A 21,214-nucleotide genomic window follows, 5' to 3' on the forward strand; every position below is an offset into this window, starting at 1 on the left:
TGTTCCTTATCTTGCGCAAGCGGCGCGCACCATCCGGATGTCGGTGATGCCCGCCAATACCTTGTCGATGCCATCCATCTTCAGCGTGCGCATGCCATCGCCGATCGCCGCGCCGGCCAGGCGCGCCACGCCGGGGCGCCGGACCAGCATGCGCGCGGTCCGCTCGCCCACGGCCATCAGTTCGAACAGGCCGATGCGGCCCCGGTAGCCACCCTGGCACGCGGCGCAGCCGACGGCCCGGTACAGCGTGAAGCGGCCCGCGGCATCGGCATGGCGGCCACGCCATGCCGCCAGCACGCGCCCCCTGGCAACCTCGGCATCGGCATCGGCATCGGCATCGGCATCGGCATCGGCATCGGCGGAAGCGCCGGCATCGGGCTGCAGTTCCTCGCAGTATTCGGTCAGCAGCAGGTCCAGCTCCGCCGCGCCGGCATGATACGGGTGGCGGCACGCCGTGCACAGCCGCCTGGCCAGCCGTTGCGCCAGCACGCCGGCCAGCGCGGTGGCGGCACCGAAGGGATCGGCGCACAGGTCGACGAGGCGCAGCGCCCCCTCCGCCGCGCCGCCGCCGGGCAGGGCGGCCAGCACCAGACGATCCATCAGCGCCGCTTCCACCGCCAGGCCGGCAGTGGCGCGGCCGCCCGGCGCATCGGCCACGATCACATCCGCATCGGCGTGCCGGAACGCTTCCAGCGCACCGGCCAGGTCCAGCGCCGCGGCGTTGCCGGCGCCCACGCGCACCTGGAGCATGTTCGGCCGCGCCGGGGCCGGCACTTCCTCGGCGCTGCAGATCTTGCGCTCCGCACCATCCAGGCAGGCCAGCAGCGCGCGCAGCGTGGTGCTCTTGCCCGCATCGTGCGGCCCGCACACGAGCAGCAGGCCGCGCATGCCCGCCATCATGCGGCGCAGTCCGGCCAGCTCGTCCGGCGCCAGGCCCAACTGCTCCAGCGACAGGGGCGTGGTGGCCGGCACCAGGCGCAATACCAGGTCCGTGCCGGCCACCGACGGGATCGCGATCGCCTGCAGCAGCATGTCCGGCAAGCCGTGCGCGCCGCCGTCGATCGTGCCTTGCCGGGGCTTGCCCGGCGCCGCGTCGGCCAGCTTCGCGACGGCTTCGATGTGCCCGGCCAGTGCCGCCGCGCGGGCGGATGGCAGGCTGGCATACCGGCCCAGGGCGCCGTCGCGGCGCAGACGGATCGTGCACCCCGTGCTTTCCGTGCTTCCCGTGCCGGGCGCTTCGATATGGATCGCCGATGCGCCCAGCCGGTGCGCATCGGCCACGATGCGGGCCAGCAGCCGTGCCGGCTCGTCGAGGGCGGGCACCGGCACCACGGCGCGCGCGGCGACCGTTTCCAGCGCGGCGGGCAGGGCCTGCGCGGCTTGCGCGCGGCCCGGGGGCGTCGCCAGCAATGCCGACAGCGCTTCGCCCAGCAGTACGGCGCCTTCCACGGCCTGGGCGCCGAAAGGCTTGCCGTCGCGCGTGTTGACGAGCTGGATCACCCCCAGCAAGGCCTGCGATCCCGGTGCCAGCACGGGCACGGCCAGCACCTGCTTCGTGCGGTAGCCGGTGCGCTCGTCCACGCCGCGCGGGAAGCGCAGGCCGGGCGCCACGCGTGCCAGTCCGGCTTCGTCATAGGCGTCGGCGATGTTGACCGCGCACCGCGCCAGCGCCGCGTGGCCCACGATGGCATGCGAGGCAATCGCCACCTTCACGTCGCGGGACCCGTGCGGCGCCGCCTTCACTTTCGACACCAGGTAGTCGCCCTCGGCATCGACGGCATACAGCGTGAAGCGGTCGCAGGAGAACAGGCCGGCCACCGCGCCGCCGGCATCGAGCATGATCTCGTCCACGCTGCCCAGCGCCCGCAACTGCCCCGCCAGTGCCGCCAGGGCCTGCCGGAACGGCACCCGCATGTCGGCCACCGTGTTCATGGCAGCTCGACTTCCAGCCCTTCCCAGGCAAGGAACACGCGCAGGCCGCCGGGCAGCGGCGCGTGGCGCGCCATTGCTTCGGCGAACACGGCTTCCAGCTCGTCGTCGCTGCGGGTCGGTTCATGGTGGGTGCAGTACAGCGCCTTCGCGCCGGTGCGCACCGCCAGCGCCAGCGCGCTGTCGAAGGTGCCATGGCCCCAGCCGATCTTCGCGGGATATTCCTCGCGCGTGTACGAGCAGTCGGCGATCAGCGCATCCACGCCATGCGCCAGCTCGTCGATCGCGGCGTTGCGCTGGGCGATCTGTGACGCGAATGCGGCGTGCTCCGGCTGCCCTTCGCCATGGGGATTGAACAGGGGCTCATGGTCGCCGGTGAAGAATACCGACTTGCCGTTGCAGTCGATGCGGTAGCCGAGGTCGGTGACCGGGTGGCCCATCACCACGTTGCGCACCACGGCGTCGCCGACCGGCACCGCCTCGCCGACCGCCAGGGTGCGGTACTCGATCGTCGCCGCCATCTGCGCCTCGCCGACGGGGAAGTAGCTGTTCTGGAACTGCACTCCCATCACATGCCTGATGCCGTTGCCGGTATCCGGATCGGTCACGCCATGCAGGCGTACGCGGCTGCCCGCGATGAACAGGGGCGTAAAAAACGGCAGGCCGTGGATATGATCCCAGTGGCTGTGCGTGATGAAGATATTGGCTTCGATGGGGCGGCACGGCGCGGCCACCAGCGCCTGGGCCAGGCAGAACAGGCCGGTGCCGCCGTCGAGCACGATCAGCGTGCCGTCGTCGCTGCGCACCTCGATGCACGTGGTATTGCCGCCGTAGCGTACCGTGCGCGGTCCCGGCGAGGGGATCGAGCCGCGCACCCCCCAGAATCTGAATTTCATCCGCACCCCATTCCTGTATGTTCCGGCCCGGCTATGCCGGCAAATTCCATCGGATGATAGCGGGTTTTTCATCCGCTCTGGCGGGTTTTGCCACCGCTGCTGGATTTCCCGTTGGCAAACGCACGGTCGTGCCGTTCTGCAGCGAATGCCTTGACCTTCCCATCATGGGATACTTGATGATGGCAGCATCATGGCAGCAGGAGTATCCCGATGAAGAAAGAATTTACGCACGACGTCCGCATTGGCGGCATGAGTTGCGCGGCCTGCGTGGGCCGCGTCGAGAAGGCGCTGGCCGCCGTGCCGGGCGTGCGCAGCGCCAGCGTGAACCTGGCCACCGAAACGGCGCGCGTGGAGACGACGGCGCCGCTGCCGTTCGACACGCTGCGGGCCGCCGTCGAGCATGCCGGCTACGAAGCCGCGCCCGTGGTCGACCCGGCCGGCCCGGCCACGCCGGCATCCGGCGAGCCGGTAACCGCCGGCGGCACGGTGCACGGCTGGCTGCGCGGCGCCAACGAAGGCTTGCCGGTCCTGCTGGCGGCGCTGCTGTCCGTGCCGCTGGCCGCGCCGATGCTGCTGGCACCGCTCGGCATCGGCTGGATGGCGGCGCCCTGGCTGCAATGGCTGCTGGCCACGCCCGTGCAATTCCTGCTCGGCGCGCGCTTCTACCGGGCCGGCTGGAAGGCGGCGCGGGCCGGGGCGGGCAATATGGACCTGCTGGTGGCGCTCGGCACCAGCGCCGCCTATGGCCTGTCGGTGTACCTGCTGCTGTCCGGTCATGGCACGCACCTGTATTTCGAGGCTTCGTCGGTCGTCATCACGCTGGTCCTGCTGGGCAAGTGGCTGGAGGCGCGCGCCAAGCGCCAGACCACGTCCGCGATCCGCGCGCTGCGCACGTTGCGGCCGGACTCGGCACGCGTGCGGCGCGGCGAAAGCGATGCCGACGTGCCGATCGCCACGGTCCGTCCCGGCGACATCGTCGTGGTGCGGCCGGGCGAGCGGATCGCCGTCGACGGCGAGGTGGTGGAGGGTACGAGCGACGTGGACGAAGCGCTGATCACCGGTGAAAGCCTGCCGGTGGCGCGCCGGCCCGGCGACCGCGTGACGGGCGGGGCGATCAACGGCGAAGGCCTGCTGCTGGTGCGCACCACGGCCACCGGCGCCGAAACCACGCTGGAACGCATCATCCGCCTGGTCGAGGATGCCCAGGCGGCCAAGGCGCCCGTGCAGCACCTGGTGGACCGGGTAAGCGCCGTGTTCGTGCCGGTCGTGCTGGCGATCGCCGCGCTGACCCTCGCCGGCTGGTGGTTCGCCACGGGCCAGCTGGAAACGGCCACGATCAACGCGGTCACGGTGCTCGTCATCGCCTGCCCATGCGCGCTGGGCCTGGCCACGCCTGCCGCGATCATGGCCGGCACCGGCGTGGCAGCCCGCCATGGCATTCTGATCAAGGATGCGGCGGCGCTGGAAACGGCGCACGGCGTGACGGCCGTGGTGTTCGACAAGACCGGCACGCTGACGCAGGGGCGGCCCGTGCTGGCGGCATTGCGCCCGCATGGCATCGCCGAGCCGGCGTTGCTGGCGCTGGCGGCCGCCGTGCAGCGCGGCAGCGAGCATTCGCTGGCCCGCGCCGTGCTCGAGGCGGTGCACGAGCGCGCGTTGGACGTGCCCGTGGCCCAGGCGGTGACGGCACTGCCGGGACGGGGCCTCGCCGCCACGGTGGACGGCCGCGACCTCGTGCTCGGCAGCACGCGCCTGATGGACGAACGCCGCGTCGACCTGGCACCGCTGCAGGCCGAAGCGCTGGCGCTCGAACAGTCCGGCCACACGGTGTCGTGGCTGGCCGACGCCGGCACGCGCCGGTTGCTCGGCCTCGTCGCGTTTGCCGATCCGCCGAAAGCCACGGCGCAGGCCGCCGTGGCGGCGCTGCATGCGCGGGGCATCGCCACCACGATGCTGACCGGCGACAACGCCGGCAGCGCACGGGCCGTGGCCGCCGCGGTGGGTGTCGGCAGCGTGGCCGCCAACCTGCTGCCGGCCGACAAGACGGCGCATATCGCCGCGCTCAAGGCGGCAGGCGCGCGGGTGGCGATGGTGGGCGACGGCATCAACGACGCACCGGCACTGGCGGCGGCGGACGTGGGCATCGCCATGTCGACCGGCACCGACGTGGCGATGCACGCGGCGGGCATCACATTGATGCGGGGCGACCCGGCGCTGGTGGCCGATGCGCTCGACATTTCGCGCCGCACGTTCGCCAAGATCCGGCAGAACCTGTTCTGGGCATTCGTGTATAACTTGGCCGGCATTCCGCTGGCGGCGCTGGGCATGCTCAATCCGGTCATGGCGGGCGCCGCCATGGCGCTGTCGTCGGTCAGCGTGATCACGAACGCGCTGCTCCTGAATGGCTGGAAACCGGGGCACTGGCAACCGAAAAAGGAGGAAGCATGAATATCGGCCAGGCCGCCGGCGCGTCGGGCGTGACGGCGAAGATGATCCGCTACTACGAAAGCATCGGCCTGGTGCCGGCGGCCCCGCGCACGGACAGCGGCTACCGGGTCTATGGCGACAGGGAACTCCACACGCTGCGCTTCATCCGGCGCGCCCGCAAGCTGGGTTTTTCGCTGGAGCGCATTGCCGGCCTGCTGTCGCTGTGGCGGGACGGCGGCCGCGCCAGCGCCGATGTGAAGCGCATCGCGCTGGACCATGTGGCCGAGCTGGACGAGCGCATCCGCGAACTGACGGAAATGCGCGACACGATCGCCACGCTGGCCGCCTGCTGCCACGGCGACGACCGGCCCGACTGTCCGATCCTGCAAGGCATCGCCAGGGATGGCTGAAGGGTCAGCGCAGGAACATCCACACGGTCAGCGCCGCGCCCACCCCCACGACGTAGAAGCGCATCACCCGCTGCGGCAGCCGGTGGATGAGCCACGCGCCCAGCAGCCCGCCACCGATGCCGCCGGCGCACAGCGCGAACGCCGCCGGCCAGCTCACCAGGGTCGAGAACGCGAAGATCAGCGTGGCCGCGGCATTCATGGCCATCGCCAGCATGTTCTTGGTGGCCGTGGCGGCACGGATTTGCTGCCCGGCGAACGTCAGCGCGGCCAGCATCAGGAAGCCGATACCGCCGCCGAAATAGCCGCCGTAGACGGAAATCACCACCTGGACCAGTGCCAGCGCCCATGCCGGCATGCCGCTGGCCGTATGCGGCGGCTGCTTGCGGAACGCGCCCCACGCGAACATCGACGTGGCGAACAGCACCAGCCATGGCACCAGCCGGGCAAAGAACGTGGGTGGCGTAACGCGCAGCAGCAGTGCGCCGGCGATGCCGCCGACCACGCTGATCGCGAACATCTGCCGGAAGGTCAGCGGGCCAACGTCCTCGGCGAGCCGGCGCCCGGCGATGGCCGACGTGGCCTGGCTGGGGAAGAGCGCGATCGTCGACGTCATGTTGGCGGCAAGCGGGTTCAGGCCGGCCAGCAGCAATGCGGGAAACGTAATGAACGACCCGCCGCCGGCCAGCGCGTTCTGGGTGCCGGCAAACAGGCCGGCGCCGGCCAGCATCAGTACTTGGGTCAACTCGAGCGGAGGAACGGCCATGGCGGGGGAGGCGTGGGAGGTCGGTCGATTATAGCGCCGTGCCGCGAACAGCCGGGCTAGAATGGCCGCGACCCTAACTGTGGAGTCTTCATGGAACCTTATACCCTGTATTACTGGCCCACGATCCAGGGCCGCGGCGAATTCGTGCGCCTGGCGCTGGAAGAAGCCGGCATTGCCTATCGCGACGTGGCGCGCGGCGCGAAGGGCATGCCGCAAGTGGAAGCGTCGCTGGACTTCCGCTGCGAACCGCTGCCCGCCTTCGCGCCGCCCGTGCTGCGCGCGGGCGACCTGCTGATCGGGCAGACAACGAACATCCTGCTGTTCCTCGGTGCCCGCCACGGCCTGGCGCCGCGCACCGAAAAGGGCCGGCTCTGGTGCAACCAGCTGCAACTGACGATCGCCGATATCGTGGCCGAGGCGCACGACTCGCACCATCCGGTCTCGGTGAACAGTTATTACGAGGAACAGAAGAAGGAAGCGCGGGCGCGCTCGAAGGATTTTCGCGCGGCGCGGATCCCGAAATTCCTGGGTTACTTCGAGAACGTGCTGGCGGCCAATCCGGCGCGCGGCAATTTCGCCGTCGGGGCGCGGCTGACATACGTGGACCTGTCGCTGTTCCAGCTCGTCGAGGGCTTGCGCTATGCATTCCCGAAAACGATGGCGCAGCTGGAACCGCGGTGGCCGCGGCTCGTTGCACTGTGCGAAGCGGTGCGGCAGCGGCCGAACATCGCCGCCTACCTGGCGTCGAAGCGGCGGATTCCCTTCAACGAAGACGGGATCTTCCGCCGCTATCCGGAGCTGGAGAAATAACGCTCAGCGCGCGCCGGTGACCGGATAGCCGGCATCGGCGATGGCCGCCTTCACCGCGTCGAGCGCGGCGCCGGACTGCACCTTCACCGCCTTGCCGGCCAGGTCGACATCGACCTGGGCATTGCCATCGATCGCCTTGACGGCTTTCGTGACGGCCGCGACACAGTGGCCGCAGCTCATGTTTTCCACCTGCAGTTCGTACATGGGATCCTCCTCGATTGACGATGCGCTTACTCTAACCCTTCCCATGGGGGGAAGGTCAAGCGCGCGCCGGTCAACGGTCTTGCCCGCGGCTCACCCTGCAATGGCTGCCTTCAGCGCGGCCAGGTAGCTGCCGCTGACCGGTACCACGCCGCCGCAACGCAGCGCCAGCCGGTGGCTGCCTTCGCCGCCGGTGGACAGGCTGGCGATCTGGTCGCGCCGCACGATGGCGCCGCGGTGCACGCGCAGGAAGCGTGCCGGGTCGAGCAGCGCTTCCAGGCGGTTCAGCGTGATACGGTGCAGTACCGTGCGCCCGGGCAGGTGCAGTTCGACATAGTTGCCGGCCGCTTCCATCCACAGGATTTCGTCGACGATCACCTGCTCGATGCGGCCTACCGAGCGCACGCCGATGCGCTTCAGGTACGGCGCGGTACTGGCGATCGCAGCGGTGCCGGCATCGGTGCTGACAACAGCGCCGGCGGCGGCGACGGCGGCACCGGCATCGGCATGGTCGCGCAGCGCGGCGCCATAGGCTTCGCGCTGGCGCTGGCGCAGCATCGCGGCGGCACGCTCGACGGCCTGCGCCAGCCGCGTATCGTCCAGCGGTTTCAGCAGGTAGTCCAGCGCATGGACTTCGAACGCGTCGACGGCGTGGGCGCTGTATGCGGTAACGAAGATGACCAGCGGCGGTTCGCGCAGGCGGGACAGTTCGCGTGCCAGCACGAGGCCCGTTTCGCCGGGCATCTGCACGTCGAGGAAGACCACGTCCACGTCGTGCCGCGCCAGGCTGGCGCGGGCCGCCGCGGTGCCGTCGCATTCGCCCGCGGATTCCCAGCCGGCGTGGTCGCCCAGCGCGAGGCGCAGGTTGATCCTGCCCGGCTCCTCGTCGTCCACGATCAGGTAGCGGATCGGCATGGTCACTCCTGCGCCGCCAGCGGCAGGCGCACTTCGGCCACGAAGCGCCCGTCCCGCACGCCGGCGCGCAGCGATGCGCCGGGCGTCTGGCGCCGCAGGCGGTCGCGCGTGTTGGCCAGCCCGAGCCCGGCGCCGGGATTGGGCGACACCGCGGCGCTGACCGGGTTGGTGACGGTGACGACCATCTCGCGGCCATCGCGCGCGAACGACAGCGTGATGTCGCCGGGGCCGTCATGGCAATCGAGGTCGTGGCGCAGCGCATTCTCGATCAGCGGCTGCAGCGACAGGGGAGGGCAGTCGACATCGTGCAGCAGCGCGTCGTCCGCGCCATCGATCGCGATGCGCAGCCGGGCACCGTAGCGCAGCCGCTGCAGGTCCAGGTAGTCGCGTACGAACTGCAGTTCCGCCGCCAGCGTGGCCGTCTGGTCGGTGCTGGCGGCCAGCGCGTAGCGCAGCAGGGTGCTGAGGCGGCCGATGCCGGCCAGCGCCACGGGCTTGTCGCCGGCGCGCACGAGGGCGCTGATCGCGTTCAGCGCGTTGAACAGGAAATGCGGTTCGAGCTGGGCGCGCAGCGCCAGCATGCGCTGCTCCTCCAGTTGCAGGCGCAGGTTCAGCATGTCGTTCTGCGCGCGCTGCCAGGCCAGTTCGCGCTCCTTGGCCTGCCGCCAGTAGTGGATCGCCAGGATGGCGGCAAACGTGGCGGTGGTGGTGAACCAGCCGACGAGCAGCATCTTCATCAGCAGGCGGCGCGCATCGTCGAAGCTGGCGATGTCGAGGTAGTCGCGCAGCCACGCGATGTACAGCCATTGCGCCGGCTGGAACAGCAGCACGAGGCCGATGAACAGCAACACCACGCTGCGCGGCCGCGCCACCAGCACGGGCCAGCGGCCCAGCACCGTCACCAGCACGGCGGACAGCACCATCAGCGGAATGGCGTATTCGACGAACCACGTGGCCAGCAGCACCGGATAGTGGCTGGCCACGCCGGTACGCAGGTTGTCGCTGTAGGTCTGCAGGGCGCCCAGCGCGCTGATCGCGGTCCATACCAGCGCGCTGAGGATCACGGTCCTGGCGGCGGGCTTCGGCATGCCGGAAGGGCGGGGAGGAGCGGGCAGGTGGGCGGGCAGGTTCATTGGCGAAAAGTATACCAGCCGCCTTCCCGGCCGCCCTGGGCCGACCGTCCCGTGAAAGCGGCAATTCGTCCCGGCGCGGTCGGCGGCGTTGCCGGTGCGCGGCACAATCGGCTTCCCAAAACATGGAGGACCGCATTGAAATCGTCGATACCCCTGCTTGCCTTGTATTGCTGCACTGCCGCTGCCGCCGCTACGGCTACTGTTACTCCTGCTGTTGCTGTTGCTGCTGCTGCCGCCAGTACGGCCGGTAAGCCGGCCGCCGCGCCCGCCTACGTGCTCGACGACACCGAAGTGCGCGACGTGCGCGCGACCGCACTCGGGCGCGACTACCAGGTGTACGTGGCGCTGCCCGACTCGTACCGCACATCGACCAGGCGCTACCCGGTGATTTTCGTGGTCGACGCCGGCTATGCGTTCCCGGTCGCGCGCGGCATCGCTTCGCGGCTGCACCGGCATGCCGACATGGAGGAAGCGATCGTCGTCGGGCTGTCGTACGCGAAGGGCGATTCCGCCGTCTACAGCCGCAACCGCGACTACACGCCGAGCGTGTCGCGAAATGGCCGCCACCGGTCCGACATGCCCGGCCGTCCGTTGGCCTACGGCGAGGCCGATGGCTATGGACGCTTCATCGCCGCCGATGTGTTCCCGCTGGTCGCCGCGCACTACCGCGCCGACATGCGGCGCAAGATCTTCGTCGGCCATTCCTACGGCGGTCTGCTGGGATTGCAGGTGCTGCTTACCCAGCCACGCACGTTCGAGCACTACATCCTCGGCAGCCCCTCGCTATGGTTCGACCGGGGCGTGATGTTCGACCGCGAAAAGGCCTACGGCGCGGCGCACCGTGACCTGCCGGCTTCCGTCTTCTTCGGCATCGGCGCCCGGGAAACGCTGGCGCCCGGCAAGCAGCGTTCGCGCGCCACGGAAGACGCCGACATGGTGGCCGACATGCGCGAATTCCACGCCGCCCTTGCCGCGCACCGTTATCCCGGCCTCGCCACCACGCTGAAGGTGTTCGCCGACGAAGACCACGCCAGCGTCTTTCCCCTCGTCCTCACCCACGGCCTGCGCGCTTACCTGAAGCAGCAGAAATAATTGCCGATTGGTGAGGGACAGGAAGGCACCCTGCCGCGCATGAAATTCGGGGTCAGACCCCGAATTCGGGAAATATTGCAGGCAGAAAAAAGCCCCGCCGGCTTGCGCGGGCGGGGCTTTGCGGAGCGGGAGTGCTTACAGCACGTCGCTCGCGTGGTCGGCCAGGCGCGAACGCTCACCGCGGGCCAGCGTGACGTGGCCGCTGTGTGCCCATCCCTTGAAGCGGTCGACTACGTAGGTCAGGCCGCTCGAGCCTTCCGTCAGGTACGGCGTGTCGATCTGGGCGATGTTGCCGAGGCAGAGGATCTTCGTGCCCGGGCCGGCGCGCGTCACCAGTGTCTTGACCTGCTTCGGCGTCAGGTTCTGCGCCTCGTCGATGATCAGGAACTTGTTGACGAACGTGCGGCCCCGCATGAAGTTCAGCGACTTGATCTTGATGCGCGAGCGGATCAGGTCCTGCGTGGCCGCGCGGCCCCATTCGCCGGCGTCGTTGTCGGACTTGTTCAGCACTTCGAGGTTGTCGTCGAACGCGCCCATCCACGGGCTCATCTTCTCTTCCTCGGTACCCGGCAGGAAGCCGATGTCCTCGCCGACCGGGACCGTCACGCGGGTGACGATGATCTCGTTGTACAGCTTCGTCTCCAGCACCTGGGCGAGGCCGGAAGCCAGCGCGAGCAGCGTTTTACCGGTGCCGGCCTGGCCCAGCAGCGTGACGAAGTCGCATTCCGGATCCATCAGCAGGTTCAGCGCGAAGTTCTGCTCGCGGTTGCGCGCGGTGACGCCCCACACATTGTTCTTGTTGTGCGAGTAGTCGCGCAGCACGCGGATCACGGCCGTCTTGCCGTTCAGCTGCTTCACCTGGCCATAGAACGATGCTTCGCCGTTGTTCGGTTCCAGGAATACGAACTGGTTCACGAGCAGTGACGGCACGAACGGCCCCGTCACGCGGTAGTACGTGGTGCTGTAGCCGTTCTTGTTTTCCTGCCACGACTCCATGTCCTTGCCGTGCTTGTTCCAGAAGTCGTCCGGCAGCTGCACGATGCCCGAGTACAGCAGGTCGGTATCTTCCAGCACGTGGTCGTTGAAGTAATCCTCGGCCGGCAGGCCCAGGGCGCGCGCCTTGATGCGCATGTTGATGTCCTTCGACACCAGCACCACGGCGCGGCCTTCCTGGTCGGCTTCCAGCGAGCGCACCACGGCCAGGATCTGGTTGTCCGCTTTCCCTTGCGGCAGGCCTTCCGGCAGGTCGGCGACCTGCAGCTTGGTCTGGAAGAACAGGCGCCCCTTGGCATCCTTGTTGCCCAGCTTGGACAGCAGGATGCCCTGCTCGATCGCGTCGTCGTCCGTATTGGCGACGAGCGCGTCGAGCGTGCGCGACACCTGGCGCGCATTGCGCGCGACTTCGGACATGCCCTTCTTGTGGTTGTCCAGTTCTTCCAGCGTCATCATCGGCAGGTACACATCGTGTTCCTCGAAACGGAACAGCGATGTCGGGTCGTGCATCAGCACGTTCGTGTCCAGCACGAACAGCTTCGTACCGCCGATCTGGTCGGCATGGCGGCTGGTCGACGACTTGATCGTGACTTCGACCGGCTTGTGCTTGGCCGGATGGGGCGCCTCGGCCTTGATCGGCGTGACTTTCGCGCGCGGCGCTTTCGCGGTGGCGGGCGCGGCTTCCGCACTGGCGGGAGCGGCGGAGGCCGTGGCCGGATAGGCCACTTTCGCCGGCGGCGTCACCACCGGCGCGACATCGGCCACGGCAGGCGCTTCGGCCGCGGTCTTCGCGGCGCCCTTGCGCGTGGTCTTCTTCGCTGGCGGCACCGGTGGCAGCGCTTCGGCCAGCACCGTCGGCGTCACGGTGTCCAGTACCTCGGCGCTCTTGCCGCGCGTGGATTTCTTGGTCGGTGGCGCATCGTGTTCAGGGAACGGCACCGGGTTGGCGCCGCTCGCCTTCGGGTAATCTTTTGCCAGCAGCAGGGTGGCCGGCTTGGTGGGCAGTTTTGGCAGTGGCATCAGGATCTCGTCTTAAAAAAGTCGCCCATGGCCGACAGTGGCCACGGTGACAGGTCGATGGGGAATACAGGGGATGCCGAGAGGGCAGCAGGGTGCCCGGGTAGCGGAACTACGGAAGTAATGACAGAGAGGAGAGGAGAACGCTGTTGACTCAAAATCTGGTTACACGAACTTGTGCTCGAACGCCGTATGAAAAATCGGCACGAAACTCGGTTAAGGATAACCGGAATGGCGGCGGCGGGCTCGGTCGCAATCTTGATATCAGCCCCGGCGCGCTACAAATTCCAGCACTTCATCGACGTGACCGGGAACCTTCACGCCACGCCATTCTTTCACCAACCTGCCTTGGGCGTCAATGACAAACGTACTGCGCTCGACACCCCGCACTTCCTTGCCATACATCTTCTTCTGCTTCATCACGCCGAACGCCTGGCATACCGCCTCGTCGGGGTCGGAAATCAGTTCGAACGGCAGTCCCAGCTTGGCCTTGAAGCCTTCGTGGGAGCGCAGCGAATCGCGGCTGATGCCATAGATCTCCACCCCGGCGGCCTTGAACTGCTCGTGCAGGTCGCGGAACGCCATGTTTTCCGTCGTGCAGCCGGGCGTGTTGTCCTTCGGGTAGAAGAACAGCACGGTGGCCGTGGCCGGGCGGCCGGCCAGCGTGAACGTCTGGCCGCTCGTCATCGTAGCCGAGAAGTCGGGCAGGGGGGCATGAAGTTGGTCGGGGCTATCGGCCACGCTGTTTCTCCTGGAAGGAATTGGTGCGCAGCGCTCCGGAAACCGGAACGATGCAGTTTCGATATGGCGGCGCTGTGCGGTAAATCAAGGGTACGGGCAAGGGACCAGCGCCTCAGGCGGCGGTGTCTTTTTCAATGATCAGGGCAAGCAGCGCCTTGCGCCCCTCGCCCATCAGGATGTTATAGGTGCGGCACGCCGCGTTCGTATCCATGCACTCGACACCGATCTGTTTCGACGTCAGCGGCGCCGACAGGCGCGGGTGTACGAAGCGCTGGCGTTCGCCGGTGCCCAGGATCACCACGTCCGGCGCTTCGGCCAGCAATTGCTCGAAATGCTCGGCATTCAGGTCGGTGAAGCGGGCCACCGGCCATGGCTGCGGCGCTTTCTCGGGCAGCACGAGCAGGCTGTAGTCGAACGGCTGGGCATTGATTTCCACGCCACCGGGGAAATACCCGGTCACGGTCTGGTATTGCTGGGTATTGCTCGAATGAAGCTTCATGATAATTATCGCCCGTTGGCCGGACTGTCGGTCGCGAAGGAGGCTCTATTGTAACGTTTTGCCATCGGAACCGCCCCGGCGCGGTTGCCTAATCGAACTTTATTCGGCAGAATGGGTCATTTTCGCAATGCAGCATCGGTGTGCGCAACGCGTGCCACGCCAGTATTACCGGGGAAGATTTTGCGACCGATTCAGAAATCGAACAAGCTGGCAGAAGTCTGCTATGAAATCCGTGGTCCGGTGCCGGAAAAGGCCCGGCAAATGGAGGAGGACGGCCACAAGATCACCAAGCTCAACATCGGCAATCTCGCCGTGTTCGGCTTCGATCCGCCCGACGAGATCGTGCAGGACATGAAAATCCAGCTGCCGAACGCGGCCGGCTACACGGATTCGAAAGGCATGTTCGCGCCGCGCAAGGCGGTGGTCCACTACACGCAGGGCAAGAACATCGCCGGGGTAACGATCGACGACGTCTACCTGGGCAACGGCGCATCCGAGCTGATCGTGATGTCGATGAACGCGCTGCTCAACAACGGCGACGAAGTGCTCGTGCCGGCGCCGGACTACCCGCTATGGACCGCCGCGGTCAGCCTGTCCGGCGGGCGCCCCGTGCATTACATCTGCGACGAGCAGCAGGACTGGTTCCCGGACATCGACGACATCCGCAAGAAGATCACGCCGAACACGCGCGCGATCGTCGTCATCAACCCGAACAACCCGACCGGCGCGCTGTACCCGGACGAGGTGCTGCTGCAGATCATCGAGCTGGCGCGCCAGCACCAGTTGATCATCTATGCCGATGAAATCTACGACAAGGTGCTGTACGACGGTGCGCAGCACACGTCGATCGCCTCGCTGTGCGAGGACGTGCTGTGCGTGACGTTCAACGGCCTGTCGAAGAACTACCGCGCCTGCGGCTACCGCGCCGGCTGGATGGTCGTCTCGGGCGAGAAGAAACACGCGAAGGACTACATCGAGGGCCTGAACATGCTGGCCTCGATGCGCCTGTGTGCGAATGCACCGGGCCAGTTTGCGATCCAGACTGCGCTCGGCGGCTACCAGAGCATCCAGGACCTGGTCGGCCCCGGCGGGCGCCTGCTCAAGCAGCGCGACCTCGCCTACCAGCTGCTGACCGATATCCCCGGCATCAGCGTGGTGAAACCGAAGGCGGCGCTGTACATGTTCCCCCGCCTCGATCCGAAGATCTATCCGATCGCGGATGACCAGCAGTTCGCGTACGACCTGCTGGCCGAGACCAAGGTGCTGATCGTCCAGGGCACGGGCTTCAACTGGATCGCGCCGGACCACTTCCGCGTCGTGTTCCTGCCCAATGCGGACGACATGACGGAAGCATTCGGCCGCATCGGCCGCTTCCTCGAAGGCTACCGCCGCCGGCACGGGCATGGTTAACGAACACCAGGTCTGAAAAACAACGGCTGACCGATCAACCCGGCGTGCGGTGAATCGCGCGCCAGCAATGAAATGTAGAACATGAAATCGATCAAAGTAGGTTTGCTGGGCGTGGGCAATGTCGGGGGCGGTACATTCGACGTCCTGAAGCGCAACCAGGAAGAGATCCGCCGCCGCGCCGGCCGCGGCATCGAAGTGGTGGCCGTGTCGGCCCGTAACCTGGAACGCGCGAAACAACGCACGAATGGCGAAGTGAAGGTGGTGGCCGATCCGTTCGACATCGTCGACGATCCGTCGATCGACATCGTCGTCGAACTGATCGGCGGCTACGATACCGCCCGCGAACTCGTCATGCGCGCGATCGCCAACGGCAAGCACGTCGTCACCGCCAACAAGGCGCTGCTGGCCGTGCACGGCAACGAGATCTTCAAGGCTGCCCAGGAAAAGGGCGTGATGGTGGCGTTCGAGGCGGCCGTTGCCGGCGGCATCCCCATCATCAAGGCGCTGCGCGAAGGCCTGACGGCCAACCGCGTGCAGTGGCTCGCCGGCATCATCAACGGCACCACGAACTTCATCCTGTCCGAGATGCGTGACAAGGGCCTGGACTTCGACACGGCGCTGAAGGAAGCGCAGGCGCTGGGCTACGCCGAAGCGGATCCCACCTTCGACATCGAAGGCGTGGACGCGGCGCACAAGGCCACGATCCTGTCGGCGATCGCGTTCGGCATCCCCGTGCAGTTCGCGAAAGCGCACGTGGAAGGCATCACCAAACTCGAGGCGGTGGACATCAAGTACGCCGAGCAGCTGGGCTACCGCATCAAGCTGCTGGGGATCGCCAAGCGCGCCCGCGTCGATGGCGCGGAAGGCATCGAGCTGCGCGTGCACCCCACGCTGATCCCGGCCAAGCGCCTGATCGCCAACGTCGAAGGCGCGATGAACGCCGTGCTGGTGCAGGGCGACGCCATCGGCGCCACGCTGTACTACGGCAAGGGCGCGGGCGCCGAGCCGACCGCTTCGGCCGTGATCGCCGACCTGGTCGATATCACCCGCCTGGCCACCGCCGATCCGGAACACCGCGTGCCGCACCTGGCGTTCCAGCCGGACGAGCTGGCCGATATCGCCATCCTGCCGATGGCCGAAATCACCACCAGCTACTACCTGCGCATGCGCGTGGCCGACCAGCCGGGCGTGCTGGCCGACCTGACCCGCATCCTGGCCGACAGCGGCATCTCGATCGACGCAATGATGCAGAAGGAACCGGGCGAAGGCGAAATCCAGGCCGACATCATCATGCTGACGCACCAGACGCAGGAAAAGAAAGTCCTCGCCGCCATCGCCCGCATGGAAGGCCTGCCTACCGTGCTCGGCAACGTGACGAAGATCCGGCTCGAGAACCTGTCCTGATCCGGATTCACCGGCAACACCACGAAACGGCCTGCGGGCCGTTTTTTTCGTCCGAAACATTTCTGAAAACCGGGGTCAGACCCCGATTTCAGGCAATATTTCCAAAACTCGGGGTCTGACCCCGGTTTCAGGCAACGTTTGCTGAGAGCAAAAAAAAGCGGGCAACACTTGCGTGCGCCCGCTGGAAGGGGAGGTACTTCTGCTACTCTCAGATGCTACTTACTGCCGGTACTACTACTTCCATACAGCCCCTGCTCCGGGGCCGGTATTCAAGGTGATGCTCTCCTGTGGGGATTACTTGGATGCGACGGTCAGTTCGCTTTTCACTTCCTTCACGCCTTCGACAGCGGAAGCGGCCTGGATGGCCTTGGTGCCTTCATCGGTGCTCGGTACGGCTCCGGACAGCGTCACTACGCCTTGGTTGGCGGAAACACCGATCTGTTTCTGGTCAGCCAGCGCAGCCTTGACTTTCGAGGTCAGCGCGGTGTCGCCGGCGGCGGCGGCAGCGCCTGCCATGGCGGCATCCTGTTGCGGTTCGGCGGCGAAAGCGGCGGCACCGAAGGTCAGGGAAGCGGCAGCCAGCAGGGAGGCGATCAGTTTGGTGTTCGTCATGGTATGAATCTCCATCGTAGTTTAAGGAACGCCATGAGACGTTGCTCAACTACTTGCAAGCGCCGTGCCAGCTCGTAAAAGTCGAGCTAAATCAACAGCTTGGAGTTTCCAGCAAGATTATGTTGCTGACATGAATCGAAAAGCGGGGTGTTCTGGACCGGTTTTGTCGTGGTATGGCGACAGTTCCCGGCCCGGATGAGCTAACTACTTGATAAACAACAATTTATTCCTGTCGCTCGTCGGCGACAGTGCCACCCTCGCGGAATTGAGAAGCATTCAGGTCGTACTTCGACAACAGCCGGTAGAACTCGGTCCGGTTGCGTTCGGCCAACCGTGCGGCATCGGAGACATTGCCATCGGTGAGCTTGAGCAACTGCACGAGGTAGTTGCGTTCGAAGCGCTGCTTGGCTTCCGTATAGCTGAGAACTTCCAGCGTCGGCACGCGCAATGCGCGCTGCACCAGCGACAACGGTACCAGCGGCGCCGTCGCCAACGCGCACACGTGTTCGACCACGTTATAGAGCTGGCGCACGTTGCCTGGCCAGGCGGACCGTGTCAGCGCTTCCAGCGCGTCCGGCGCGAAGCCGTTGACGGTCTTGCCGTATTTCGATGCCAGCATCTGCAGGAAACGGGTGGCCAGCAGGCCGATGTCCTCGCGCCGCTGTGCCAGCGCCGGCAAGGTCAGCGTGATCACGTTCAGCCGGTAATACAGGTCTTCGCGGAACTGCCCCTCGAGCATCGCGGCGTCCAGGTCGCGGTGGGTAGCCGACAGCACGCGCACGTCGACGGGCCGGCCCACGTCGGAGCCCAGCTGGCGCACCACGCGCTCCTGCAGCACGCGCAGCAGCTTCACCTGCAGCAGCAGCGGCATGTCGCCGATTTCGTCGAGGAACAGCGTGCCGCCGTCGGCCGCCTGCACCAGCCCTTCGCGGCTCGACACGGCACCCGTGTACGCGCCCTTCACGTGGCCGAACAGTTCCGATTCCAGCAGTTGCTCGGGAATCGCGCCGCAATTGACGGCGATGAACGGGGCATTCGCGCGCCGGCTGGCACGGTGGATCGCCCGCGCCAGCAATTCCTTGCCGGTGCCGCTCTCGCCGCGAATCAGCACGCTGGCGTCGGACGCGGCCACGAGGCGCGCCTCGGCCAGCAGCTCGGCCATCGCGTGGCTGCGGCTGATGATCTCGGCACGCCAGTCGTCATCGCCCTCGGGCCCGATGGAGGCCGGCGCTGTCAGTGCCAGCGCCTGGCTGATGCGGTCCAGCAGGATCTTCGCGTCGAACGGTTTCGTCAGGTAGGCATAGGCGCCCAGCGTGGTGGCTTCCACCGCGTCGGGAATGGTGCCGTGGGCCGTCAGCAGGATCACCGGCAGCGCCGGGTACTGGCTGCGGATTTCCTGGAACAGCGCCATGCCGTCGCGTTCCGGCAACTGGATATCGCTGATCACGAGCGACGGCAGTTCGATCGACAGCCGGGCCAGCGCCGCCTCGGCGCTGCCCACGGTCGTCACACGGTAACCGTTCGCCGTCAGCCGCATCGACAGCAGGCGCAGCAGGTCGTCGTCGTCGTCGACCAGCAGCAGGTGGGCTTTCATCGCGGCCATCAGCGCGCTCCCGGCACCGACGCGCCGTTCGCGCCATTGGCCGGCCGCACGGGCAGTCCCCGTTCGATCGCCTTCAGCGCCTCGACCGTGTCGCTCAACTGCTCCGTCTTGCGCGTCGTGTCCTTCAGCTGCGTGGACAGCCTGTCGGCCTGGTCGTACAGGCGCCGCGCTTCCGCGCAATGGCTCGACAGCAGCTGGGCAAAGGCCCGCAACCCCTGCGTGCCCGGTTCATGCGAGCCGGCCACGCCATCGAACAGCCCCTGCGCGCGCGCCAGGTCGCCGCCGCCGCGCGTGAGCATCAGGATCATGCCGGTCTGCAGCGTCACCTTCGGCGTGCGCTGTTGCTGCAGCAGCCCGGAAAGCTCCTTGAGCAGTTCGCCCTGCGTCATCTTGCGCAGCGACAGGTGGTAGACGAGCAGCGGCATCACCTCGTCCGGCAGCGCCACCGCCTCCACCCGGATCGGCATCGGCTTCACGGGCGGCGGCGCGCCATAGTGCGCCAGCACGCTGGGCTGCGATCCGCAGGCGGACAGCAACATCGCCAGCGCAAGCAGCGGTGGCAGCACCGCGCCACGCAAAAGAGAAGTGGACAATCCTGGATCAGTTTTCATAAGGCAGTTCGAGACGGAAGTGGGCCCCCGGCGACGAGGGCAGTAATTGCAGCGTGCCGCCGTGGGCGGTCACGTATTCGCGCACGATCGACAGGCCGATGCCGTTGCCGCGCCGTGCGCCGGGCGGCTGGCGTTCGCCCTGGTAAAACGGTTCGAACACACGTTGCGCATCGGCCGGGGCCACGCCTGGACCCTGGTCGATGCAGTCGACCCGCAGCATGCCGTTCGCGCCGGCGACGATGAATCGCACCGTGCCGCCCTCGGGCGAAAACCGCACGGCGTTCGACAGCAGGTTGCTGGCCACGATGGCGAGCTTCGCGGAATCGGCCGCGATTGCCGGCGCGCCGCCTTCGACCATCACGACGAGGCTGCGCGCTTCGTACTGCAGGCGCTGGCTGTCGACGACCCGATGCAGCAGGGCCGCCATGTCGACTGGCTCGCGCAGCAGGTGCTGCGCATCGAAACTGGCGGCATTGTAACGCAGCAGGTCTTCGATCTGGTTTTGCAGCGACGCCGTATTCTGCCGCAGGATGCCGGTGATTTCATGCTGCTTCGGTCCCAGCGGGCCCACCACTTCATCCTCCAGCAAGGCCACGCCTTCCACCAGCGCCGCCAGCGGCGTCTTCAGCTCGTGGGAGATATGGCGCAGGAAGCGCGCCTTGTCCGCCTCCAGGTCGGCCAGGCGCTGGCGCAGCCAGTCCAGGTGGCGGCCCATGCGGCGCAGGTCGTCCGGGCCCGTGATGGCGATCGGCACGTCGTAGCGGTTGCCGCCCAGCTGGCCGATCGCGCTTTCGATCTGCCGCAGCGGCCGCGCCAGCCACACGCCGAACGCGATCGACAGCACGGCGGCCAGCGCGATCGACAGCGCCAGCTGGCCGCGCAGCACGTTGCGGCGCGTTTCCAGCTCCTCGGTGATGGCGGCATTGCGGCGGTCCACTTCGGCCTGCACGTGGTGGGTCAGCTCGCTGTTGATGGCTGGCAGCTGTGCCAGCGCGGCATCGAGGCGCAACTGCGCCGCGCCGCGGTGGGAGGCGGGCATGTCGAGTGCCTCGCGGGCGGCCTGGCCGTTGCGGCGCCAGTCCGCGAAGGCGGCCGGTTCGCCGCCCGGCAGCTCGGCGGCCATCGCATCGAGCGCCGTCAGCGCATCGCGCCAGGCCTCGCCGAACCGTTCGAGGAACGCGGGATCGTCCAGCACGAGGAACTGGCGCGCGCTGCGCTCCATCGCCACGCTGCGTTCGGCCACGCGCTGCGCGTTGGCGGTCAACGCGATCGCATCGTTGCCCGTTTCCCGGCTGTCCTCGGCAAGCCGGTTCAATGTCAGCAGCGCCAGTACCGACGCGGCGCTCAGCAGCGCGGCAATCAGCAGGAAGGCAATCAGCGACAGCACACGAAAGGAAAGCTTGATGGGCATGAGACGGGAGGGCGTAACTCGCAATTAATGTTGACTAAGGGATAATAATTGAATTCACTGGCGCGTTGTTGCTTTATCGATCAGCAACCGGGTACATATTAAGTACGCGATGTATCCGTGGAATGTTCATCAATTAATAAACGGGTAACGATTTTGTGCGAGCGGCGAATAATAGCGTGACAATTGGTGAGAATCCCGTGCAAAGACGCGAGACGTTACAAAAAAAGCCGTGTTGGTGACAATTCAATGACTTTCAGGCCACTTTGCATTGCTAAACTGCCGCTTTTGCTGCGATGGCCGCTCGTTTGGAGATAGTGCCGCACGGAATGATCCAAAC

At 66.9% G+C, this 21,214-nt stretch carries 19 protein-coding genes; 6 read left to right on the plus strand and 13 right to left on the minus strand.

What is annotated here, in order from left to right; translation table 11 throughout:
* Positions 1-6: 6 nt before the first annotated feature.
* Both ACY65G_RS25525 and ACY65G_RS25530 read right to left on the minus strand, forming a co-directional pair.
* Entirely contained in the window at positions 7-1,932 is a 1,926-nt protein-coding gene (locus tag ACY65G_RS25525; RefSeq protein ID WP_465000086.1) for an ATPase, T2SS/T4P/T4SS family, read from the minus strand.
* Positions 1,929-2,825, minus strand: coding sequence for an MBL fold metallo-hydrolase (locus ACY65G_RS25530; RefSeq protein WP_465000087.1), 897 nt, complete (start codon positions 2,823-2,825; stop codon positions 1,929-1,931). Before ACY65G_RS25530 ends, ACY65G_RS25525 begins: the two co-directional genes overlap by 4 nt.
* Positions 2,826-3,035: 210 nt before the next feature.
* Between ACY65G_RS25530 and ACY65G_RS25535 the strand changes: the two genes are divergently transcribed.
* Both ACY65G_RS25535 and cueR read left to right on the plus strand, forming a co-directional pair.
* Positions 3,036-5,273 (plus strand): heavy metal translocating P-type ATPase, encoded by a 2,238-nt coding sequence (locus ACY65G_RS25535; RefSeq protein ID WP_465000088.1) that lies wholly within the window; start codon positions 3,036-3,038, stop codon positions 5,271-5,273.
* On the plus strand, positions 5,270-5,662 hold the full coding sequence (gene cueR / locus ACY65G_RS25540) for a Cu(I)-responsive transcriptional regulator (protein WP_465000089.1): 393 nt from the start codon (positions 5,270-5,272) through the stop codon (positions 5,660-5,662). The genes ACY65G_RS25535 and cueR overlap by 4 nt, the downstream gene beginning before the upstream one ends.
* Before the next feature lie 4 nt (positions 5,663-5,666).
* Here the strand turns inward: cueR and ACY65G_RS25545 are convergent, their stop codons facing one another.
* Positions 5,667-6,425: a sulfite exporter TauE/SafE family protein gene (locus tag ACY65G_RS25545; RefSeq protein WP_465000090.1), complete on the minus strand. Its 759-nt coding sequence runs from the start codon at positions 6,423-6,425 to the stop codon at positions 5,667-5,669.
* Positions 6,426-6,515: 90 nt separating this feature from the next.
* Here ACY65G_RS25545 and ACY65G_RS25550 point away from each other — a divergent pair, with 90 nt between their 5' ends.
* A complete protein-coding gene (locus ACY65G_RS25550) occupies positions 6,516-7,235 on the plus strand; it encodes a glutathione S-transferase (protein ID WP_465000091.1) in 720 nt (239 codons plus the stop codon).
* Positions 7,236-7,238: 3 nt separating this feature from the next.
* On the opposite strand, the gene ACY65G_RS25555 is transcribed toward ACY65G_RS25550, so the two are convergent.
* From ACY65G_RS25555 to ACY65G_RS25565, 3 genes are all read right to left on the minus strand, one after another.
* On the minus strand, positions 7,239-7,439 hold the full coding sequence (locus ACY65G_RS25555) for a heavy-metal-associated domain-containing protein (RefSeq protein WP_465000092.1): 201 nt from the start codon (positions 7,437-7,439) through the stop codon (positions 7,239-7,241).
* Positions 7,440-7,529: 90 nt separating this feature from the next.
* Positions 7,530-8,351, minus strand: a complete 822-nt coding sequence (locus ACY65G_RS25560) for a LytR/AlgR family response regulator transcription factor (protein ID WP_465000093.1) — start codon at positions 8,349-8,351, stop codon at positions 7,530-7,532.
* Between the two features lie 2 nt (positions 8,352-8,353).
* Positions 8,354-9,484 (minus strand): sensor histidine kinase, encoded by a 1,131-nt coding sequence (locus ACY65G_RS25565; protein ID WP_465000094.1) that lies wholly within the window; start codon positions 9,482-9,484, stop codon positions 8,354-8,356.
* Between the two features lie 273 nt (positions 9,485-9,757).
* Between ACY65G_RS25565 and ACY65G_RS25570 the strand changes: the two genes are divergently transcribed.
* Entirely contained in the window at positions 9,758-10,576 is an 819-nt protein-coding gene (locus tag ACY65G_RS25570) for an alpha/beta hydrolase (RefSeq protein WP_465000095.1), read from the plus strand.
* Positions 10,577-10,711: 135 nt separating this feature from the next.
* Here ACY65G_RS25570 and ACY65G_RS25575 read toward each other — a convergent pair whose 3' ends face one another.
* The 3 genes from ACY65G_RS25575 to ACY65G_RS25585 form a co-directional block, all read right to left on the minus strand.
* Positions 10,712-12,589, minus strand: a complete 1,878-nt coding sequence (locus ACY65G_RS25575) for a PhoH family protein (protein WP_465000096.1) — start codon at positions 12,587-12,589, stop codon at positions 10,712-10,714.
* 261 nt (positions 12,590-12,850) lie between these two features.
* Positions 12,851-13,327 carry a peroxiredoxin gene (locus ACY65G_RS25580; RefSeq protein ID WP_465000097.1) on the minus strand — a complete coding sequence of 159 codons (477 nt, stop codon included), beginning with the start codon at positions 13,325-13,327 and terminating at the stop codon, positions 12,851-12,853.
* A 112-nt stretch (positions 13,328-13,439) separates the two neighbouring features.
* Positions 13,440-13,826, minus strand: coding sequence for an Mth938-like domain-containing protein (locus ACY65G_RS25585; RefSeq protein WP_465000098.1), 387 nt, complete (start codon positions 13,824-13,826; stop codon positions 13,440-13,442).
* Positions 13,827-14,006: 180 nt separating this feature from the next.
* Here ACY65G_RS25585 and ACY65G_RS25590 point away from each other — a divergent pair, with 180 nt between their 5' ends.
* Entirely contained in the window at positions 14,007-15,236 is a 1,230-nt protein-coding gene (locus ACY65G_RS25590; protein WP_465000099.1) for a pyridoxal phosphate-dependent aminotransferase, read from the plus strand.
* An 81-nt stretch (positions 15,237-15,317) separates the two neighbouring features.
* Entirely contained in the window at positions 15,318-16,640 is a 1,323-nt protein-coding gene (locus ACY65G_RS25595) for a homoserine dehydrogenase (protein ID WP_465000100.1), read from the plus strand.
* A gap of 294 nt (positions 16,641-16,934) precedes the next feature.
* On the opposite strand, the gene ACY65G_RS25600 is transcribed toward ACY65G_RS25595, so the two are convergent.
* The 4 genes from ACY65G_RS25600 to ACY65G_RS25615 form a co-directional block, all read right to left on the minus strand.
* Positions 16,935-17,252 carry a BON domain-containing protein gene (locus ACY65G_RS25600; RefSeq protein ID WP_465000101.1) on the minus strand — a complete coding sequence of 106 codons (318 nt, stop codon included), beginning with the start codon at positions 17,250-17,252 and terminating at the stop codon, positions 16,935-16,937.
* Positions 17,253-17,475: 223 nt separating this feature from the next.
* Positions 17,476-18,855, minus strand: a complete 1,380-nt coding sequence (locus ACY65G_RS25605) for a sigma 54-interacting transcriptional regulator (RefSeq protein ID WP_465000102.1) — start codon at positions 18,853-18,855, stop codon at positions 17,476-17,478.
* A complete protein-coding gene (locus ACY65G_RS25610) occupies positions 18,855-19,466 on the minus strand; it encodes a hypothetical protein (protein WP_465000103.1) in 612 nt (203 codons plus the stop codon). The genes ACY65G_RS25605 and ACY65G_RS25610 overlap by 1 nt, the downstream gene beginning before the upstream one ends.
* Positions 19,456-20,877, minus strand: a complete 1,422-nt coding sequence (locus tag ACY65G_RS25615; protein WP_465000104.1) for a HAMP domain-containing sensor histidine kinase — start codon at positions 20,875-20,877, stop codon at positions 19,456-19,458. The genes ACY65G_RS25610 and ACY65G_RS25615 overlap by 11 nt, the downstream gene beginning before the upstream one ends.
* Between the last annotated feature and the right edge of the window lie 337 nt (positions 20,878-21,214).

Source organism: Pseudoduganella sp. jia 12 (assembly GCF_055502675.1).

What these genes read in the sequence shown, in the direction of transcription:
- ACY65G_RS25550 (WP_465000091.1), top strand. Translation starts at nt 6,516, where the DNA reads ATGGAACCTTATACCCTGTATTACTGGCCCACGATCCAGGGCCGCGGC.
- ACY65G_RS25530 (WP_465000087.1), bottom strand. Translation starts at nt 2,825, where the DNA reads ATGAAATTCAGATTCTGGGGGGTGCGCGGCTCGATCCCCTCGCCGGGA.
- ACY65G_RS25605 (WP_465000102.1), bottom strand. Translation starts at nt 18,855, where the DNA reads ATGGCCGCGATGAAAGCCCACCTGCTGCTGGTCGACGACGACGACGAC.
- ACY65G_RS25600 (WP_465000101.1), bottom strand. Translation starts at nt 17,252, where the DNA reads ATGACGAACACCAAACTGATCGCCTCCCTGCTGGCTGCCGCTTCCCTG.
- ACY65G_RS25575 (WP_465000096.1), bottom strand. Translation starts at nt 12,589, where the DNA reads ATGCCACTGCCAAAACTGCCCACCAAGCCGGCCACCCTGCTGCTGGCA.
- ACY65G_RS25535 (WP_465000088.1), top strand. Translation starts at nt 3,036, where the DNA reads ATGAAGAAAGAATTTACGCACGACGTCCGCATTGGCGGCATGAGTTGC.
- ACY65G_RS25560 (WP_465000093.1), bottom strand. Translation starts at nt 8,351, where the DNA reads ATGCCGATCCGCTACCTGATCGTGGACGACGAGGAGCCGGGCAGGATC.
- ACY65G_RS25610 (WP_465000103.1), bottom strand. Translation starts at nt 19,466, where the DNA reads ATGAAAACTGATCCAGGATTGTCCACTTCTCTTTTGCGTGGCGCGGTG.
- ACY65G_RS25595 (WP_465000100.1), top strand. Translation starts at nt 15,318, where the DNA reads ATGAAATCGATCAAAGTAGGTTTGCTGGGCGTGGGCAATGTCGGGGGC.
- ACY65G_RS25565 (WP_465000094.1), bottom strand. Translation starts at nt 9,484, where the DNA reads ATGAACCTGCCCGCCCACCTGCCCGCTCCTCCCCGCCCTTCCGGCATG.
- ACY65G_RS25615 (WP_465000104.1), bottom strand. Translation starts at nt 20,877, where the DNA reads ATGCCCATCAAGCTTTCCTTTCGTGTGCTGTCGCTGATTGCCTTCCTG.
- ACY65G_RS25545 (WP_465000090.1), bottom strand. Translation starts at nt 6,425, where the DNA reads ATGGCCGTTCCTCCGCTCGAGTTGACCCAAGTACTGATGCTGGCCGGC.
- ACY65G_RS25525 (WP_465000086.1), bottom strand. Translation starts at nt 1,932, where the DNA reads ATGAACACGGTGGCCGACATGCGGGTGCCGTTCCGGCAGGCCCTGGCG.
- ACY65G_RS25585 (WP_465000098.1), bottom strand. Translation starts at nt 13,826, where the DNA reads ATGAAGCTTCATTCGAGCAATACCCAGCAATACCAGACCGTGACCGGG.
- cueR (WP_465000089.1), top strand. Translation starts at nt 5,270, where the DNA reads ATGAATATCGGCCAGGCCGCCGGCGCGTCGGGCGTGACGGCGAAGATG.
- ACY65G_RS25555 (WP_465000092.1), bottom strand. Translation starts at nt 7,439, where the DNA reads ATGTACGAACTGCAGGTGGAAAACATGAGCTGCGGCCACTGTGTCGCG.